Genomic DNA, 16,698 nt, shown 5'->3' with positions numbered 1-16,698 from the left:
CAGTGGACGTCATGCACGGCTACACCCTGGAAGACCTCGACTGCATGGCCCGCAGGGCTGTCCGGTTGGACTACGGCGCCATGCGCTGGAGGGCGTCCGACGTCGAGGAGCGCTACAACATCGCGTGGGCCGCCATCGCTGAACACCTCGCCGCCGCTGATGAGTGTCCACCTTGGCGTGACCTGGTGCAGAAGGGCACGGCGGCGCTGAGCCGCTACACCGACGCGGACATGCGCCACCACGGCCACCTCTCCAACATCCGCGCCTACGTCGTGTACTGGTGGGTCACCTGCGGCCCTCGCGACACTCATGAGGAACGGATCGTGGAGCGCGCGGCACTGCCCGAGATCATGGCGGCGCTGACTGACCGGCAGCGAGAGGTCCTGCACGCGCTCGCTGTCTACGAGGACCACGGCAAGGCCGCTGCCGCCCTCGGCATCTCCCTTGCGACCTATCGAGCGAGGCTCTCGCGTGCCCGCCGCCACTTCGTGGCGTTGTGGCACGAAGGCGAGGAGCCGTCCCGGCAGTGGGGCAAGGATGTCCGCCCTGACGATCTGAGCCGCCGCCCTCACGGCGGCGTGTGCGCCCGCGTTCGCCACCGCGGCGCTCTCCGTAAGCCCAGCAAGGAACATCCCAGTTCAGAGATGGAGTAAACCCTGATGACCCAGCTCAACCACACCACCACCGAATACACGCCGGCCGAGCCCGCCGACTTCCTGCCGTACCTCGCCCGCAGCGTCGCCCGCAACATCACCCAGCTCACCCTCGCGACTGCGGACGGGGTCCCGACGCTCATCGCTGCGGCGGCCGAGGATGCCGCTCGGGGCATGGACGCCCTCATTGACGTGATCATGCAGGCCGAGGGCTTGACCATCGAGCAGGCCCAGTCCCGGGCCGCCGGTCTCATCGCCGAGCAGGGAGAGCTCGAAGCGCGCGGCACCCTGATCGACGAGCTGACGGACGGGCTGGCGCTGGAGGAGGCACCAGCCCAGACGGAGGGAGAGTGGTAACCATGCCGACTTGGGAGAGGACCAAGGAACGCCGGACGCGCATCGCCGAACTCGTCGCCTCCGACTACCCCGTCCCCACCATCGCGGCCCGGCTCGGGATGCACGAGCGCAGCGTCTACCGGCACCTGGTCGCGATGGAGGGTCGTTCTCGGTCGCTGCGGGCGTACGAGGACCGGATGCCTCGCGTGCTCACGCACCTGGAGGCGTACCCCGGCAAGCTGTTCACGCACGGGGAGCTGCTTCGCGTGCTGGGCCTGCCGGTCACGGCGAAGCTGCGGGGCACATTGGAGCGGATGGAGCGGGAGGGTCTGATCGAGTCGGTGCCGGGCTTTCGTAATGACCGGGAGTTCTGCGTGCCGCGCCCGGTCACCCGATGGCGACTTGCCCCCGGCAAAGAACTCGGATAGCAACTGATCTCTCGTTGGCAATAGCGCCAACAACATGAAGGGCGCGGGCCAGACAGGTCCGCGCCCTCTCTGCTTCACCAGTTCCCCGGATGTCGTGTAGATTCCAGGATGGCTGACGCTCCAGCCAACCTTGGAGCCGGAACCCCGCCCACGCAGGGGACCAGGCGATGAACAGGGAAGTGTCGAGGGACAGCGAGCGACCACCTCGCAGACGACGCGCCTCGATCGCGCTACTCGACCATGCAGGGGGTGGGCGTGGGACACCTCCGGACGGGCGAGACATGTCGAACGACCTGAGCCGCGCCACGCGGGAGCTGATGCAGCACCGGCCCGGCAAGAACTACACCGAGGTCCGCGCTGAACTCGTGGACTGGCTCGACGGGCGCGAGGAAACCCCCGGCGAAGCGGTCGCCATCATGACCGATCCGGCCAACCAGACGCTGTGCGAGACGTGCGGGTGGACGGTCGGCATGGTGTGCCCCGAATGCCCGAAGGGCTGCGGCTGCGAGAACGACTGCACAGGGTGGCGTCACGGCGAATGGGCCGTGGAGCGTGACCCCCTGGAGGAAGAAAGCACCTGCGAGGAGTGCGGCGGGGACCAGGGCCTGGTCGGGTACGAGGCCGGATGCATTTGCTGACTCCCGATCCGCTGCCGCTCGTCGAGCTCGGCATAGCGGTGTTCCCGTTGCTGCCCGGTGGCCGGCTTCCCGCCAGGCCGGGCTGGCAGCGGGACTGCCTGCGCACGCCGGGCGAGGTGGCCGAGCGGTGGCCGCGCGGCGCAAACCTCGGCATCGGCTGCTGGGCCAACCAGCTCGTCATCCTCGACCTCGACGTGGACGACGGCGTAGACGGGCGGTGCACGCTGGAGAGCTGGTGCGAACGGCTCGGCGTCGAGTGGCCGGACACGTTCACCGTGGCCACGCCGTCCGGCGGCTCGCACCTGTACTTCCGCGCCCCCGCGGGCTGCACCATCGGCAGCATCTCCGGTGGCACGACTCTGCTCGGGCAAGGGATCGACACTCGCGGCCCGGGGCGCGGCGGCCGAGGCGGTTACGTGGTCGGTCCCGGTTCCATCGTGAACGGCAAGGTGTACGCGATCGAGCGGGACGTGCCGATCGCGGAGCTGCCTACGTGGATTGCCGACCTGCTGCAATGACGAAGGGCGCCCCGCGCGGGGCGCCCTTCACCGTTTACGGCGTAAATACCTGTAGGCAGGCTACGCATCGGCCGACATGTCTGCCTCCAGCTCGCGGACGGCGTCCTTCAACACCCGCAGGATGGTGCGAGCCTTCTCCGGGTGCTGCATCGCCACCCGTCGCAGAGCACGCAGGTTCCCCACCGTGTTCGCGGCCTGCTCGATGCGCAGGGCCTCGTTCAGGCTCACCTCGTCGCCCGTGCCCCCTGCCGACTCTCCACGAGGCGCGGGGTCGATGTTCCGCCCTGCGGCCGGCGCGGGGGCCGGCTGAGGAATAGCCCCTCCCCCGCTAGTCGCCACTCCCCCGGCCGCCGGCGGGTCCGGCTGGGCCGCGGCGGGAGTCGGGTCCGGGACGGGTTCAGGCCAGACCTGCTGCTCCACCGGCAGCTTGCCCAGCCGCCGCGCATCCTCCAGCTTCAGGTCCCCGCCCAGAAGCGCCTCCTGAAGCTCCGGCCGCAGACCGAGCAGCGCCAGCCGCTGCGACACCCAGCCCGGCGACTTCCCGAGGGCCTTGGCCACGCCGTTCTGCGACAGGGCCTCCTCGTCCATCAGTTTCTGGATCTGCCGGGCCTCGTCCAGCGGGGGCAGGTTGAGGCGCTGGATGTTCTCGATCAGCGCGTCACGCCGCGCCTTGTCGGCCGTCTCCCGCACATCGACCAGAGCCTCGACCATCCCGGCCAGCTCGCAGGCGTACCGGCGGCGGTGCCCCATGCCGATGACCCAGGGCTTGTCACCGATCCCGCCGTCCTCGACGGGCCGGTCGTGCTCCGGGCGGGCCTGCAACCAGATGTCGCGCGGTACCAGGATGATCCGCTGGAGGAGTCCGCTCTCGCGGATGCTCGCGGCCAGCTCCTCCAGCTTCTGGGGCTCCAGCCGCGACGGTGGGTTGTCGGGGTTGTCGGCCATGTCGGAGAGTTTGACCTTGTCCGGCCACTTGGGCTCGACGGCGACCGCGCCGGGCGTCTGTACCGGTTCCGGCTGGGCCGTGATTCTAGGCCGTTGCGAAGGAGATCCTCGCTGCACTTTGGCGGCGGCCACCTACACCACCTCCGCCGAGAGCGTGCCCAGCCCAACCCGCAGGGCCAGCGCCTTAGCAAGATCGTTGTAAAGTCCAGCCATCTCGCTGCCCGTCGATCCGAGCGCAGGCAACGGCCGGGGCGGGCTGGAGTCGGCCGCGTCCTTCACCGCCGCCCGCAGCGGCAGCATCGGCAGCAGCAGCTCGTCGCCGAATGCCTCCGGAATGCTGTTTTCTACTTGGTACTTGTCCGCGCCAACTCGCAGGTCCACCCGATTGACGATGTAGCCCACCACCGACAGGTTCGGGTTGGACAGCTTGCGACGGCTCACGGCCACGAAGTCCCGCAGCGCGAGAGCACCCTCGATCCCGTCCAGCTCCGGGTCCATGACCGCCAGCGCGTAGTCGGCGGCCGACAACGCCATCTGAGTCAGGTGGCCCAGGTTTGGCGGGCAGTCGATGAGCACCAGGTCGTAGTCATCGTCCGCGCCTTCCAGCGCGGTGGCCAGGCGTTGGACAGCGCCGAGCTGCCCCGCTTCCGTCAACGACCGGTTCTCAAGGTCAGAACGCGAGGGAATGAGGGTGATGCGGTCGTTGTACGGGGTCGGCCAGCCGATGGGCGCGAACGCGTCGGTCGCGCATCCTGCGAGGTCGCCGTCCGGTTGCTCAGCCAGCGCCTTGAGCACGTCGGAGAGCGTGGCCTGGTCGGCGGCCAGATCGGCCGCGAGGCGACGGCCAGCATTGCCCTGCGGGTCCATGTCGATGATGAGGATGCGCAGTCCGTACAGGGCGAGAGCGGCGGCGAGGTTGACGGTGGCCGACGTCTTGCCGGTGCCGCCCTTGTTGTTGGCGACGGCGATCCGGACCGCTCGTCGCTGGGGCTGGGTCACGGTGGGTCTCCTGTGGGTGGAACGAGTCGCGTCCGTGGCGCTGGGCGACATCTTAGGACTGGCCGGTCTGGTCGATGTGGTCGAACCACGCGTTGAGGGCGGCGGGGACAAACTCCTGCCCGCCCAGCTCCTCAAGGTGGCAGCCGGCGATGAGGCGGGCGCGTGTGTTCGGCGCGAGCCGGACGGTGATGAGTGTGAGCGAGTCCGGGTCGGCCACAGGCTCGCTGGGGCGGGGGATCCGTTCCCGTTCGCTGCCCGGAGGCATCTCGGCCGGGATGCCGATCTGGTCGCAGTGGTAGTTGATCGCCTGTTCCCAGACGCCTTGGAGGCCCAGGCCGGTGCGGTGGATGGCGTCGTTCATGCGCTCGATGGTGTCCTCGTCGAGGCGGCTGCCGGTGTTGATGCGGTTGGTCCAGGTGGCGGCTTTGCCTCGTTGGGGGGCTGAGCGCGTTCGCGGTTCCGCCAACGAGTGGGAGTCGCCGGGTTGCTGGAAGGTGACCTGGCGAGGGTCGGGTTGGCGGTGGCGGGCCACGTGGCGCTCCTTGTGGGTGTGGCGGTGGTGGTGCGGTGTGATCTCTACCGTAGTCCTGCGTGTGTCTCGCGACAAAGTTGTGTCCGTTATGTCCGTTTTCGTGAGGCGTTGAGAGCGATTCTCCGGCCTAGCGACGGCATCCGAGAGGTACCGTCAAAAGTGAGTCGATCAAGCCATTTCAGGCCACCACGGCGCCACCTGAGGCCATCTCCGGCAGACTCGTTGGCGTAACCGCCAACAAAGAAAGGATCATGAAACGCTATGACCGATCCCACCACCACCGACCCGATCGAGCCGGGCGTCACCTACGTCCGCAGCCTCGTCTGGCCCGGCCACGTCGGCACCGTCACCGACATCTTCGATGACGGTGACCTGCCCGTGGCCTGGCACCACACGTTCGTCAACGACCAGGTCAGCCCCACCGAGGTCGAGGTCCTCTCGCAGGAGGAGAAAGCCGCTTACATCGCAGCCCAGCCGCCCGGCTACGACAAGGGCTACTCGACCGTTCACCTGCCCGAGGAGAACGCGTGATGAGCGCCAAGGGGACGATCGCCCACTACCTGCGGCTTGCCTGCCAAGAAGCAGGCGTGAACTGGAACTACGAGAACGACAACGAACTGTCGCTCATCGAAGAGGAGATCCGGGCCGAGGCCCGCGCCGAGGTGGGTCAGGAGCTCAACGAATTGCGCCAACGCATTACCAACCTGGAGCGGCGCGTGGCCGAGGCGTCGGTCAGGCACATCGGTGAGCTGCAGGCCCGTGTCGAGCAGCTGGAGCGCCGCCTTCAAGGGGGCAACTAGATGTCCTACAGCACGTTCGGCAGCCACCCCAACGTCCTTCGCATCGTCGTCCAGGACGGAAACGGCACTCGCCCCAGCCCTTTCGATGAGGACGACAAGCTCATCCCTCCCCCGCGGCCGGGCGAATGGGCCATCACCCTCATCGACGACGACAACCTCCACTTGCTCGCTATCGAGGAAGGCACCGCCGACGACCTCGCTGCCTTCCTCACCCGCCTCACCGTCCAGGCCGCCGTCGTCATGCGGGCCGCCGGCGTGGATCTGTCGGGCCGGATCGTGGCCGCCCTCGCCGACGCCGGGCTCGAGACCGGCACGAACACCACTTCACCCGACCAGCAGGAAGGAACCCCATGAGCTTGGACAGCCACAGCTACCACGGTCACCTGTCCGGGGACAACATCGACGGGGTCGCCGACCGGCTCCGCACCGCGCTCTCCGGCCGTGCGTTTACCCTCGTCCGCAGCTCTCCCAGCAGCGATGACGGCCGACCGCAGGTGACGACCGGATGCGTGCTCACCTCCCCGATCCAGGTCGTCGTCCTCGCAGATGCGAACCGTGGCCTGGAGTTCAGCGGCGGCGGCTGGTCCTTCTGCTTCGCCGCCGGGGAAGGACCGCGGATCGCGTTCGAGGGTCACGTGTTCACCATCTCCGAGCACTCCCCGAGCGGCCACCTGCACCACTGGGTGTTCGCCCCAGAAGGCGGCAGCGAATGACCATGACTACGTGGGACGGCCACTGCCCCGAAGAGATCAACCGCGAGTGGTGCAAACACACCACCAGCCATTGGCCGCCCGCCGAGCCCGACACGGAAGAACTCGCGCCCTGGCGAGGAGGCCCCGCCAACCAGCGGGACCGGGCCAGATACCTCTCGCTGTCGGCCGAGGACAGGCACCGTGCGTCCATCCTCGCAGAGGATGCCGAAGACGGCGACATCCGCTCCACTGCGGCGTGCTGGGCGGCGGCGCTGGACGAGGTCAGGGGAGGAGGCGGCGAGTGAAGGCGCTCACTGTGTGGAACCCCTGGGCGTGGGCGATCGCGCTCGGTGGCAAGGACGTCGAGAACAGAACGCGCGGCACTCGTCACCGCGGCGAGCTCGCCATCCACGCCGGGAAGCCCTGGGACGAGTACGGCGCGGCCGACCCGCGCATCATCGCCGCGGCCGGCCAGTTCGTCGGGCCGCTGCTGCGCGACGAGCGGTTCGTGTTCGGTGCGATCGTCGCGGTCGCCGACCTGGTGGACGTGGTCCGCGACTCGTCGTCGCCGTGGGCGGCACCGGGCCAGTGCCACTGGCTGCTGGCCAACGTGCGCCCGATCGCCGAGCCGGTGCCGTGCCGAGGCTGGCAGAACGTGTGGGACGTGCCGCCGGATGTCGAGGCCCTGGTGCGCGCCCAACTCGGGCTAGCGGCATGACGACGGGTCGGCTGCTCTCGTGTAGTGTGCCCGGAACTGTCTGGCGAAGCGGCCAGTTGAACGCATAGAGTGCCCCGTACACGCGCGTGATCTGCATACTCCCGCGCACCGAAAGGCCCCGGCTCGGAATCCACCCCTTCCGGCCGGGGCCTTTCGCGTTCCGCCGTGGTTCGCGGTGCGCGCGATGGTTCGCCGGCCCGCTCGGGGCTAGCGCATGCGGTCCAGCCGGGCGCTGACCCGCTCGTAGGAGCGTGTGTACGCCTCGTCCACGGGGCGCCGCTGGGCAGGCCGGAGGATCGCGTGCACAGTGGTGGCCGACGCGACGAGCATGAGCACGACCGCAGCCGCGAGGGCCGTCAGGTCGGTCAGCTGGGCCTGGCCGATGAGCAGAGCCGTGAAGGCTGTGGCGGCGGCGCTGACGGTCAGGAGGCGGGCTGGCCGGTACATGTGAACCCCCGGTGGCGCTGGCGTGTGAGTGAACGTGCGCTGAACTTGGTTCGGTAGCCGTGCGAGGTGTCACGATACGGGTTCATCGGGCGGGGATGCTAGATCGTTATGGCCTCGTGGAACATTGCTCGGTGCGGGCCGCCGCTGCCAAGCTGAGCGGCGTCGTGCCCCACTCCTTCTCCCGTGAGGGGTCTTGTGAGCAACGTGACGCTGACCTACAACCCGTATGACCACGCCGTACATGAAGATCCGTACCCGACCTACGCGCTTCTGCGCGAGCAGGCGCCCCTCTACCGCAACCATGAAATGGACTTCTGGGCCCTGACGCGGCACGCCGACGTGTACGCCGCAGGTCGGGACGCCGCCACCTACAGCAACAGCTACGGCGTCAGCCTGGAGCTGTGGTCACCCGACATGGCCAAGCGCAGCTCGTTCATCGCCATGGACCCGCCGGATCACACCCGCTTCCGGGCGCTGATCTCGCGGGGGTTCACACCGCGGCGTGTCGCCGATCTCGAACCCCGCATCCGCGACATCACCCGCGGCTACCTCCAGGCGGCGCTGGACGCGGGCGGCGAATTCGACTTCATCACCGACCTGGCCGAGAAGATCCCCGCCGACGTCATCAGCGAGCTGATCGGTGTGCCCGCGGCTGACCGCGCGCAGATCCTGCAATGGTCGAACGAGAACCTGCTGAGGGACGAGGTCACCGGGGGCGTCACCGAGGTCTCCGCCGCCGCCACCATGAAGCTCATGGGCTACTACCAGGAGCTCATCGCCGATCGGCGGGCCCGGCCGGGCGACGACATGGTGTCGGCGCTCATCGAGGCTGAGATCGATGGTGAGCGGCTGTCGGACAGCGACATCGGCGCCGTGCTGCTGCTGCTCGGTGTCGCGGGCAACGAGTCCACGACAAAGGTCTTGGGCAATGCCTGGTATCAGGCGGCCCGCCATCCCGGCCAGCGCTCGATCGCGTTCCAGCCTGGCCGGGTGCCCGCGTGGGTGGAGGAGACGCTCCGCCACGACTCCTCCGGTCAGATGGCGGCCCGCCTGGTCACCCGCGATGTCGAGTGGCACGGCACGGTCGTGCCGGCCGGGTCGCGGCTGCTGCTGGTGTACGCCGCCGCCAACCACGATCCGCGAGTTTTCCGGGATCCGGAGCGTTTCGACCTCGATCGTGATCATTCGAAGACGCTCACGTTCGGGACGGGCCCCCACTTCTGTCTCGGGGCGGCCCTGGCCCGCCTGGAGACTCGGGTGGTGCTGGAGGAGCTGGTAGCCGCCGTGGAGGAGGACTACCAGGTGGGTACGCCGGCCCGCATGCACCATCCGAACATCCGGGGGTTCCGCAGCCTGCCGACGATGGTGAAGGCCCGCTAAGGAACGCGGCCGACCGCGCCGATGATGCCGACCTCTCGCGCGGTCAGCCCTTCGGAGATGCCGTCAGGGCGCCATTCGGTGATCGGGACCAGGCCGGGCTCGACGAGATCGAGCCCGGTCAGAAACGGTTCGACCTGCGCTCGGGTGCGGAGCTGGTGGGACATCTGCGAGGAGTAGACGTTGCTGATGTTGTTGACGAGTCCCTTGTCGAAGCCCTCGCTCATGCCGTGGCTGATCGCCGCGAAACTGCCGGACGGAAGCGCATCCCGCAGCCGCGCCACCACGCCGTAGGCGCCCTCCCGGTCCTGGACGAAGTGCAGCAGCCCCACCAGGAGAAGCGCGAGGGGCTCGTCGAAGTCGAGGAAGCGGCAGACGCTGGGGTGCTCCAGGATGGCGTCCGGGTCACGCACGTCTCCCATCACGACACGGACGCGGTCGCTGCCTCCTAGTAACGCCCTTGCCTGTGTGATGACGACCGGGTCGTGGTCCACGTAGACGACCCGGGCCTCCGGCGCGATCTCGTGCACGTTCCCGGCCGTGGGCAGGCCGGCGCCGATGTCGAGGAACTGCTGGATGCCCGCCTCCTGAGTCAGGTAGGTGACGGCGCGCCGCAGGAAGTGCCGGTTCTCCCGGGCGGCCGGTCGGACGTTCGGCTGCAGCGCGATGACCTTGCGGGCTGCAGCGATGTCGGCGGGGAAATGATCCTTGCCGCCCAGGTAGTAGTCATACATGCGCGCCGAGTTCGCGGCGCTGGGGTCGATCCCTGCGCGCCAGTCGGTGGAATCATCCATGAACATCACCCTTACGGGGAGGGGAGCGCGATGGCCGGGAGTGTCACCGCATTCCCGGCCCTGATGATCCGCCTACTCAACTAAACGTTTGAAACGTCCGTCAATTCTTCGGAGCGAGCGCGGCCTTGAGCGACGATGGCGCGAGCCTGCGTCAGCACGCGAATCGCCTGGTCCGGCTGCGTGGCCGAGAGCGTCAGCCGTGCCCATGCCATGGTGTACTCCGCCATGTGTGCCGAGTCGCTGATCACGAGGTCCTCGCTGAGGTGAGGGATCCACGCCACGTCCGGCATGTCCGGGTCGGGGCGGCGCAGCAGGGTGAAGGACCCGCCGCGGGGCCGGTACCGGTCAGGGCCGCTGAGATTGACCTGGATGGAGATGTGAGGCTGTGTGGCCAGCGCGATCAGATGGTCGAGCTGCCGGAGCTGGACGTCGGTGCCGCCCACGGCGTCGAGCAGGGCCGACTCCTGGATGACGGCCCAGATGCGGACCTTCCGCCGCTCGACCAGCCGCTCCTGCCGCTCTCGCAGGAGGCGCGTGCCCAGCTCGATCTGCGCGGTTGCCGCGTCCGGGTGGTGGGCGGCCAGGCGGAGCACGCGTGTGTAGTCCGGATGTTGCAGCAGGAACGGGATCTCGCTGCTGCTGTAGTAGCTGATCCGCTCGGAGCTGTCTTCCATCTCCATGAACGCCACCACCCACAACGGCAGCGTCTGGAAGTACGGCAGCCACCAGCGGTTGTCCAGGCGGCCCTGCGCGGCCGACACGAACAGCGTCTGGTAGTAGGGGTTCGTGACGCCGTAGCTGGACAGCAGGAGCGTCAGCATGGCCGTGGTCGGCACCAGCGTGCCGCTCTCGATCTGGTCGAGCATCCCGGGTTCCCCGCCGATGACCAGTTCGGCCTCCGCCACGGACAGGCCCGCGGTCTTGCGCAGGCTCCTCAGCCGGGCGCCGATGCGGTTGGGAGGCATGTCCTGGCTGGAGCTGAGCGCCTGCCGTACGACCTCGACGGGGTACGGGTGGGAGGGCGGCGCGTCCGCTGTCACGCTGTCGGCGGTGGGTGTTGAGTCCACGCCGCTGGAGCGGCCGACCGGGGCGAGCCGATCGGCACGGCGGGCCAGGTCGAGCACGGCGGCCAGCGCCTGGCGGCTCTCGTTCGACAAGGCCGCGAACGGAGCGGCTTCGGCGGGGTCCGGGTCGCCTAGCAGCCACCACAGGGGCACGTCGAGGACCTGAGCCAAGGCCTTCACTCGCGCGATTCCGGGGTCCTTCGGCACGCCGGTTCGGAGCTGCGTGACGTACTGACGGGTCATCGTGAGACCGGTCTGCTCGACCAGGGCGGCGACTTGGGCGTCTTTGAGGTTGCGACGCCTCATGATCTCTTCTAATCGCGCAGCGAACACGTTCACTTGGGACGAGCTCCTCCCACTGGCACCGAAACGCGTCGGTAACGGCACACGCTACTCAGGCCCCCACTCCTCAGCGCAAGTGTTGACAGAGCGTGCCCATAGCGGCGACCATCGAACGCCTGACTTGGTAACTGGCGACGCAAAAACGGTAACTGGAGTCGCTAACTGCTGGCCAGTGCTTCATTGACGACACACTCTCCACACCGTTGGGAGTCACCGCCTTGAACAGCCACGGCCGACCCGGCCATGCCGCAGGGAAACGACGGCACCGGCGGAGAGCGGCGCGAAGACCGCACGGCACCCGCTGGCCGGAGAACGTGACGTCGATGGTGGCCGGCCTGGCGGCGCCCGCCGTCCTGCTGGTGGCCGCCCCGGAGCTGACGCCGGCGATGCTGCTGCTCCTCGTGTGGGTCATCGTGCCGGTATACGCAGCGGTGCGAGTGATCGCGGATGTGCGGTACGGGCTCAGGTGGTGGTCGGCGTCGCGGGCCGGTGCGCGTCACGCCCGTCAATTCTTCCGGATCAAAAGCCACAAACTTTTTCAGGAACGTGCCAACCACCCGCGTCTCACAGGCGTCACACAAGGCGGCATGGACCACAGAGCGAGGTAAGAAGCGGGGGTGCGATGCACGACTCGGGCCGGCTGACGCAGCGACGCGCCACGGACGATCGCCCCGCCTCCGGCGTGAGCTCGCGGACGACCGTCGTCCCGCAGGCGTCCGCCGCGCGGGTGACGCGGGCGTCAGCGCCCGTCGAGGCTCGTGGTGGTGACCTGCTCACGGTCGAGGACCTGGCGGGTGCGCTCCAGCAGGTACCGCTTCATGCGCTCCTTCTCCGGGCCGCTGGCGTTCAGAGCGTCGATCTCGGCGTACGCGTCCCGCAGGAAGCCCTCCACGGCGTCGGCCGCGCGGTCGGCGGCCCGCTTGGCGGCGGCGTCCTTGGTTTCCTGGTCGGCGAGGATCTGCCGGAGGAGGTCGGCGGCCTCGGGGCGGCCGGTGGCGGCCAGTTCGTCGGCGGGGACGCCGAATCCCCATGCCCACCAGGCGAGGTCTTTGTCCGAGATGTCGGTGACGAGGCCGGATTCTCGTCGTCGCCAGAACTGCTCGTTGAACTTGTGCCCTGACGCTGCGCTGATCTTGCGGGCGAGTGGGCGGACCTGGAGTTCGGGTTCGGGGCTGCCCTCGCGTTTGCGGTAGCGGACGAGGAGCGCCAGGGCGGGGCTGAGCTGGGTTGTTCTGGTGGCAGACATGGTGGCGACATCCCCTCGTGGCGGACCGGGATCGACGCGAGCGTATCACCCGCCCTTGCGTCGGCTGCGTCTGCTGACCTCTGTAAAGATCTTTTACAATGCTTGTTGATCTTGGCGTGCTCGCGATCGGAACGGCGCGAGAGACGCAGCTAGAGCGTGACATGCGCGTCGCTCAGGCGTAGGCTGAAGGTGTCGCGAGACACGCACCACCAAGATCAACAAGTCTCGCGGGGACCACCACCACCAGCGGAAACGCCACATTCCGTACCCTGCCCCGTTGGCGCAACCGCCAACAACAGCCGAGGGAGACGCAGTGACCAGCAACCCCCACACCGACCACGCCGCCAACCGCGCGGCCGACCTCGCCCTCATCGCCGCCACGACCAGCCCGACCTGCCGCCATGCGACGTGCACCATGGCAGGCACCGCGCGCGACCTCCTCATCCAAGAGCAGGGGGAGGAGATGGCCGACCGGCTCATCGCCGAAGCCCGCGCCGTCCTCGACGAGCAAGAGGCCGGACGCCGATGAGCCCCACCATCAAGCCGGGAGACCGCCTACGGATCACCGTCATCTGCGAAGCCAACCTCCTGGACGACAAGGATCTGTGGGTCACCGTCCCTGCACCCCACACCCCCAGACTCACCTTCAAGATCCCTTTGGACAGCACGGACGTCACCATCGAAGTCCTCACCCCCCGCTACTGGCCCCCCCTGCGGGGCGATGTCTGGGCGGACGGCAAGGACCGCGAATGGTTCGCCGTCCAGGACGAGCCCGGCACGCCCGTCACCCTGGTGACCGAACACGGCAACCACGTCGCCGGCGACCCTGAGGAGCTGCTGCCCCTGCACAGCCCGTGGAGGATCGCCTATAAGGGCCGGGAACGCAGGGAAGCCGAAGCACGCGCCCTCGGTGACGAGCCGCCGTTCTGATGAGCACCATCACTGCAACCCCCGCCACCAGCCTGGACGGCTGGGCACAAGCCGCGCACGCAGCAGCCGCCGGCCTGCCCGAGATGGCACCCTGCCCCGAATGCACCTTCGATCAGAAGGTCAACGCGAAGTCGGGCACCATCCGCAAGCACAAGGCCGACAAGACCGACGTGCTCCCCTGCACCGGAAGCGGCGCGGTCGTGGGCAACGCCCGCATCCCGCGCCGATCGCGTGGCTACTACCGCGACCCTGAGACCGGAGACAGGCTCCGCTCGGTCACCACGATCCTCGACCAGGGCATGTCCAAGGCCGGGCTCGTCTACTGGGCGGCCAAGGTCGTGGCACAGACCGCGATGGACCACGTCGGCGACATGCTGCGCGTCTCCCGCACCCCCGAGGAGCGGGAGGAGTTCATCAAGTGGCTCAAGCAGGAACCCGTCCGCCGCCGTGACGACCGCGGCGACATCGGGCGGGCCGTGCACCGCCTCATCGAGGCGCGCATCCTTGGCGAGCCCGCGCCGGTCAGCCTCGCCTCCGACCCGGAATTACGCCCGTACCTGGCGCACTTCACCGAGTGCGTCGAGACGTGGCAGCTCCGGTTCATCGCCTCCGAGATGGTGGTCGCCCACCCGGAAGACGGGTTCGCGGGCACGCTCGACTACCTGTTCACCTCGCCGCTCGTCGCGGCCGAGGTTGGTTTGCCGCCCGACACCATCTTTCCCGGCGACACCAAGACCGGCGGTGAACTGGACCAGATCACATACTCCGGCCACCGTCACGGCGTCTACCCGCAGGCAGGCGCCCAGATGGCCGCCTACCGAGCCGCCCCGTGGGGATGGCTCCGCGACGGCACGAAGATCCGCCTCCCGGAGCGTGCCCCCATCGGGATCATCATGCACTTGCGCCCCGAAGGCTGGCGCCTCTATCCGGCCCGGTGCGGCGACGACATGTACGCCGTCTTCCAGCACGCCCGCGCCATGTCCGAGTTCGAGGTCCGCCACTCCAAGAACGTCATCGGCGAGGCCCTCGCCCTCCCAGAACCCACCATCCCCTCCACGAGAAAGGTCGCCTGACCATGACGCTGAGCATGGACGACGAGGGCCTGATCCTGGACCTCCAGCACCGCAACCGCACCCTCGGCAAGATCCGGTCCGGCACGTACGGAGTGAACCCCGCCACGGGCAAGAGCAGCCCTCAACGGTCGGACACGTTCATCATCACGAGCGAGTACCAGCACTTCGTCCAGTCAGCCGAGGACACCTACGGCGGAATCATGGAAGAGTGGCAGCCGCAAGGCCCAGGGCCCGCTCAGTGGAGGGTCGTCACCGACGAGATCGCGCTCGACGCCATCCTGCCACCCGGCCCCAAATCGCCGCTCAGCCAGGCGTACGAGAAGTGGACCAAGGGCGGCGTCCAGCGCCGCTGCAACGGCGTGCTGGAACGCAAGTCCGGCGGGCCGTGCCTGTGCAAGCAGCAGTATGGCGAGGAACGCTGGTGGGAGCGCGCCCCTGTCGGACAAGCATGCAAGGTCACGACCCGCCTGAACGTGATCCTTCCCGACGTGCCCGATCTCGGGGTGTGGCTGTTCGAGACGCACTCCTACCACGCGGCCCTGGAACTGCCCGCGCACGTGGCCATGATGCGCCGCATCTTCGGCACGGAGATCCCGATCCCGATCAGGCTGTTCCTCACCCAGCGGCGCATCACCAGGAACGGCGAGACCAAGCACTTCCCCGTCCCCGCGATCGAGCTGCGTGGGCTCACAGCCGGTCAGGCCATGGCGGCGCTCCTACCTGGCGCGGCCGGGGTGCTCGCACCAGGTAGCGGACCGCAGGCACTTGAGGCCGGCCCGCCCCCGGACTACCTGGCCGAAATTGAGCAGGCACACACCCGCAACGAGGTCGTGGCCGTCTGGCACCGAGCCAAGCAGAACCCTTCCCTGACCGTGTCGGGCAAAGAGATCGAGGCCGCGGCCAAGGCCCGTGTGCAGGCGATCGACCAGGCCGTCAAGGCATGGCAGGCCCTCGTCGAGGTGTGGCAGGGCACGCTCGCCGAGCTGGAGGAGGCGTTCCGAACGGCGTACGACGGTCTTGACCCGCAGGCAGCGTCCGCCGAACTGTTGCAGGCGTTCCGAGCCGCCGTCGAGTCGGAGGCGCCGCAGACGCCGCCCGCCGAGTCGAAGCCTGCGGACATGACGCCTGAGCAGCCGGTGGAAGCGGACCTCGTTCCCGATGACGCGCCCGCGGAGAAGGCGGACCCGGCGCCGCCGGCCCCGGAGAGGAAGCGGCCGGTCGGGGCCGCGAATCGGCAGACGCTCACGAAGCTGAACACGCTGTTCGGTGAGGCGGGCATCTCCGGCGACGCCCGCTTCCTGTGGCTCACGCAAAACGTCGGCGTCGAGGTGTCCTCCACCTCGCAGCTCATCGCAGCCAAGGCGGACGAGGCGATGGCCAAGCTTGCTCCGCTCATCGATGCCCGCCGCGAGGACCTGGCATGGCGCATCTACGACACCTGGACCGACCTGGGCGGCACCGATGAGGAGATGGTGCCCGCCGTCTGCCTGTGGGTGAACCACAACACCAAGCGGCGCGGCAAGCCGGTCACCCTCCTCGATGAGGTGTCCAACGTCCACCTTGACGGCTTCCACAAGGCGCTGTGCGCGGACCCCGGCAAGGGCCAGATCACCCCAGACGACTACCGGCAGGCCATCGCCGCGCAGCAGGAAGGTACGTCCTGATGGCCTCCACGGAGATCGCGCTCCCGCACATCGTCACCTTCTCCAACGGGTGCTCCCGGCCCACCTTCCACCTGTACGTCAGCCAGCCACTTCCGAAGGACACCCGCGACCCTCGCGTCGAAGCCTGCACGAACCACCACCCCGCGTGCGACTGCCGGGAAGCGATCCTCACTGAGGAACTGGCCGAGCTGCGGGCCGACCGGCACCTGCTGCTCGGCGCGCTGCGCGAGGAACTCGCCGGGCACGCCACTTGGGCCTACACCTCCGACAACGAGCGCGATGAGGCGGCCGAGTGCAAGTGCACCGGCTGCCGGATTATCCGCCGACTGCCGTTCTACATCGGCGGCTACGTCATCACCACGCGGAGGAGTTCGACGCCCGCCCCCTGAAGCCCCGGCCGAGCGCGCCCCCGGGGCCCGGGGGGGGGCCGGGCGGCCCTGCCCGCGGGGGGCTTTCTTCCGGGCCCCTCCGGCGCCCACGGCGGCGGTGGCCAGCGCCACCC

At 68.6% G+C, this 16,698-nt stretch carries 25 protein-coding genes; 18 read left to right on the top strand and 7 right to left on the bottom strand.

The window, feature by feature from the left end:
* Window positions 1–2 precede the first annotated feature (2 nt).
* The 5 genes from AB0I79_RS50820 (at window position 3) to AB0I79_RS50800 (ending at window position 2,573) form a co-directional block, all read left to right on the top strand.
* Window positions 3–653: a sigma-70 region 4 domain-containing protein gene (locus tag AB0I79_RS50820; protein WP_357890215.1), complete on the top strand. Its 651-nt coding sequence runs from the start codon at window positions 3–5 to the stop codon at window positions 651–653.
* Window positions 654–659: 6 nt separating this feature from the next.
* Window positions 660–1,010, top strand: coding sequence for a hypothetical protein (locus AB0I79_RS50815; RefSeq protein ID WP_357890212.1), 351 nt, complete (start codon window positions 660–662; stop codon window positions 1,008–1,010).
* Between the two features lie 2 nt (window positions 1,011–1,012).
* Window positions 1,013–1,417: a helix-turn-helix domain-containing protein gene (locus tag AB0I79_RS50810; RefSeq protein WP_357890209.1), complete on the top strand. Its 405-nt coding sequence runs from the start codon at window positions 1,013–1,015 to the stop codon at window positions 1,415–1,417.
* Between the two features lie 281 nt (window positions 1,418–1,698).
* Window positions 1,699–2,055: a hypothetical protein gene (locus AB0I79_RS50805; RefSeq protein ID WP_357890207.1), complete on the top strand. Its 357-nt coding sequence runs from the start codon at window positions 1,699–1,701 to the stop codon at window positions 2,053–2,055.
* Complete coding sequence (locus AB0I79_RS50800; RefSeq protein ID WP_357890204.1) at window positions 2,043–2,573, top strand: bifunctional DNA primase/polymerase; 531 nt, start codon at window positions 2,043–2,045, stop codon at window positions 2,571–2,573. Before AB0I79_RS50805 ends, AB0I79_RS50800 begins: the two co-directional genes overlap by 13 nt.
* A gap of 60 nt (window positions 2,574–2,633) precedes the next feature.
* On the opposite strand, the gene AB0I79_RS50795 is transcribed toward AB0I79_RS50800, so the two are convergent.
* From AB0I79_RS50795 to AB0I79_RS50785, 3 genes are read right to left on the bottom strand one after another with little or no spacing between them, the layout of a single operon-like run.
* Window positions 2,634–3,635, bottom strand: coding sequence for a ParB/RepB/Spo0J family partition protein (locus tag AB0I79_RS50795; protein WP_357890659.1), 1,002 nt, complete (start codon window positions 3,633–3,635; stop codon window positions 2,634–2,636).
* A gap of 15 nt (window positions 3,636–3,650) precedes the next feature.
* Window positions 3,651–4,517 (bottom strand): ParA family protein, encoded by an 867-nt coding sequence (locus AB0I79_RS50790; RefSeq protein WP_357890202.1) that lies wholly within the window; start codon window positions 4,515–4,517, stop codon window positions 3,651–3,653.
* 52 nt (window positions 4,518–4,569) lie between these two features.
* Entirely contained in the window at window positions 4,570–5,049 is a 480-nt protein-coding gene (locus AB0I79_RS50785) for a hypothetical protein (protein WP_357890199.1), read from the bottom strand.
* 261 nt (window positions 5,050–5,310) lie between these two features.
* On the opposite strand from AB0I79_RS50785, the gene AB0I79_RS50780 reads away from it, so the two are divergent.
* From AB0I79_RS50780 to AB0I79_RS50755, 6 genes are read left to right on the top strand one after another with little or no spacing between them, the layout of a single operon-like run.
* A complete protein-coding gene (locus AB0I79_RS50780; RefSeq protein ID WP_357890197.1) occupies window positions 5,311–5,580 on the top strand; it encodes a hypothetical protein in 270 nt (89 codons plus the stop codon).
* On the top strand, window positions 5,577–5,849 hold the full coding sequence (locus AB0I79_RS50775) for a hypothetical protein (RefSeq protein ID WP_357890194.1): 273 nt from the start codon (window positions 5,577–5,579) through the stop codon (window positions 5,847–5,849). The genes AB0I79_RS50780 and AB0I79_RS50775 overlap by 4 nt, the downstream gene beginning before the upstream one ends.
* Window positions 5,850–6,203, top strand: coding sequence for a hypothetical protein (locus tag AB0I79_RS50770; protein ID WP_357890191.1), 354 nt, complete (start codon window positions 5,850–5,852; stop codon window positions 6,201–6,203). It abuts the gene before it with no gap.
* On the top strand, window positions 6,200–6,562 hold the full coding sequence (locus AB0I79_RS50765; RefSeq protein ID WP_357890188.1) for a hypothetical protein: 363 nt from the start codon (window positions 6,200–6,202) through the stop codon (window positions 6,560–6,562). Before AB0I79_RS50770 ends, AB0I79_RS50765 begins: the two co-directional genes overlap by 4 nt.
* Window positions 6,559–6,846, top strand: a complete 288-nt coding sequence (locus AB0I79_RS50760; protein WP_357890185.1) for a hypothetical protein — start codon at window positions 6,559–6,561, stop codon at window positions 6,844–6,846. The genes AB0I79_RS50765 and AB0I79_RS50760 overlap by 4 nt, the downstream gene beginning before the upstream one ends.
* Window positions 6,843–7,259: a hypothetical protein gene (locus tag AB0I79_RS50755; protein ID WP_357890182.1), complete on the top strand. Its 417-nt coding sequence runs from the start codon at window positions 6,843–6,845 to the stop codon at window positions 7,257–7,259. The genes AB0I79_RS50760 and AB0I79_RS50755 overlap by 4 nt, the downstream gene beginning before the upstream one ends.
* A 207-nt stretch (window positions 7,260–7,466) precedes the next feature.
* Here AB0I79_RS50755 and AB0I79_RS50750 read toward each other — a convergent pair whose 3' ends face one another.
* Window positions 7,467–7,706, bottom strand: a complete 240-nt coding sequence (locus AB0I79_RS50750; RefSeq protein WP_357890179.1) for a hypothetical protein — start codon at window positions 7,704–7,706, stop codon at window positions 7,467–7,469.
* A gap of 195 nt (window positions 7,707–7,901) precedes the next feature.
* Here AB0I79_RS50750 and AB0I79_RS50745 point away from each other — a divergent pair, with 195 nt between their 5' ends.
* Entirely contained in the window at window positions 7,902–9,086 is a 1,185-nt protein-coding gene (locus AB0I79_RS50745) for a cytochrome P450 (protein WP_357890176.1), read from the top strand.
* Here the strand turns inward: AB0I79_RS50745 and AB0I79_RS50740 are convergent.
* Together AB0I79_RS50740 and AB0I79_RS50735 are read right to left on the bottom strand one after the other, a co-directional pair.
* Entirely contained in the window at window positions 9,083–9,877 is a 795-nt protein-coding gene (locus tag AB0I79_RS50740; RefSeq protein WP_357890173.1) for an SAM-dependent methyltransferase, read from the bottom strand. The two genes, AB0I79_RS50745 and AB0I79_RS50740, sit on opposite strands and share 4 nt — an antisense overlap.
* An 80-nt stretch (window positions 9,878–9,957) precedes the next feature.
* Window positions 9,958–11,247 carry a helix-turn-helix transcriptional regulator gene (locus AB0I79_RS50735; RefSeq protein ID WP_357890170.1) on the bottom strand — a complete coding sequence of 430 codons (1,290 nt, stop codon included), beginning with the start codon at window positions 11,245–11,247 and terminating at the stop codon, window positions 9,958–9,960.
* Window positions 11,248–11,597: 350 nt separating this feature from the next.
* On the opposite strand from AB0I79_RS50735, the gene AB0I79_RS50730 reads away from it, so the two are divergent.
* Complete coding sequence (locus AB0I79_RS50730) at window positions 11,598–11,891, top strand: hypothetical protein (RefSeq protein ID WP_357890167.1); 294 nt, start codon at window positions 11,598–11,600, stop codon at window positions 11,889–11,891.
* A 131-nt stretch (window positions 11,892–12,022) separates the two neighbouring features.
* Here the strand turns inward: AB0I79_RS50730 and AB0I79_RS50725 are convergent, their stop codons facing one another.
* Window positions 12,023–12,529: a hypothetical protein gene (locus tag AB0I79_RS50725; RefSeq protein WP_357890165.1), complete on the bottom strand. Its 507-nt coding sequence runs from the start codon at window positions 12,527–12,529 to the stop codon at window positions 12,023–12,025.
* A gap of 313 nt (window positions 12,530–12,842) precedes the next feature.
* Here AB0I79_RS50725 and AB0I79_RS50720 point away from each other — a divergent pair, with 313 nt between their 5' ends.
* From AB0I79_RS50720 to AB0I79_RS50700, 5 genes are read left to right on the top strand one after another with little or no spacing between them, the layout of a single operon-like run.
* Window positions 12,843–13,058, top strand: coding sequence for a hypothetical protein (locus AB0I79_RS50720; protein WP_357890162.1), 216 nt, complete (start codon window positions 12,843–12,845; stop codon window positions 13,056–13,058).
* Complete coding sequence (locus tag AB0I79_RS50715) at window positions 13,055–13,459, top strand: hypothetical protein (protein WP_357890159.1); 405 nt, start codon at window positions 13,055–13,057, stop codon at window positions 13,457–13,459. The genes AB0I79_RS50720 and AB0I79_RS50715 overlap by 4 nt, the downstream gene beginning before the upstream one ends.
* A complete protein-coding gene (locus AB0I79_RS50710) occupies window positions 13,459–14,532 on the top strand; it encodes a hypothetical protein (protein WP_357890156.1) in 1,074 nt (357 codons plus the stop codon). The genes AB0I79_RS50715 and AB0I79_RS50710 overlap by 1 nt, the downstream gene beginning before the upstream one ends.
* 2 nt (window positions 14,533–14,534) lie before the next feature.
* Window positions 14,535–16,196: a hypothetical protein gene (locus AB0I79_RS50705; protein ID WP_357890153.1), complete on the top strand. Its 1,662-nt coding sequence runs from the start codon at window positions 14,535–14,537 to the stop codon at window positions 16,194–16,196.
* On the top strand, window positions 16,196–16,585 hold the full coding sequence (locus tag AB0I79_RS50700) for a hypothetical protein (protein ID WP_357890150.1): 390 nt from the start codon (window positions 16,196–16,198) through the stop codon (window positions 16,583–16,585). The genes AB0I79_RS50705 and AB0I79_RS50700 overlap by 1 nt, the downstream gene beginning before the upstream one ends.
* Window positions 16,586–16,698: the final 113 nt, after the last annotated feature.

Source organism: Nonomuraea sp. NPDC050202, assembly GCF_040656115.1.
In the GTDB taxonomy this organism is placed as follows: domain Bacteria; phylum Actinomycetota; class Actinomycetes; order Streptosporangiales; family Streptosporangiaceae; genus Nonomuraea.
Note: the sequence above shows the minus strand (reverse complement) of the source record. Positions and strands in the feature narration are given on the sequence as shown.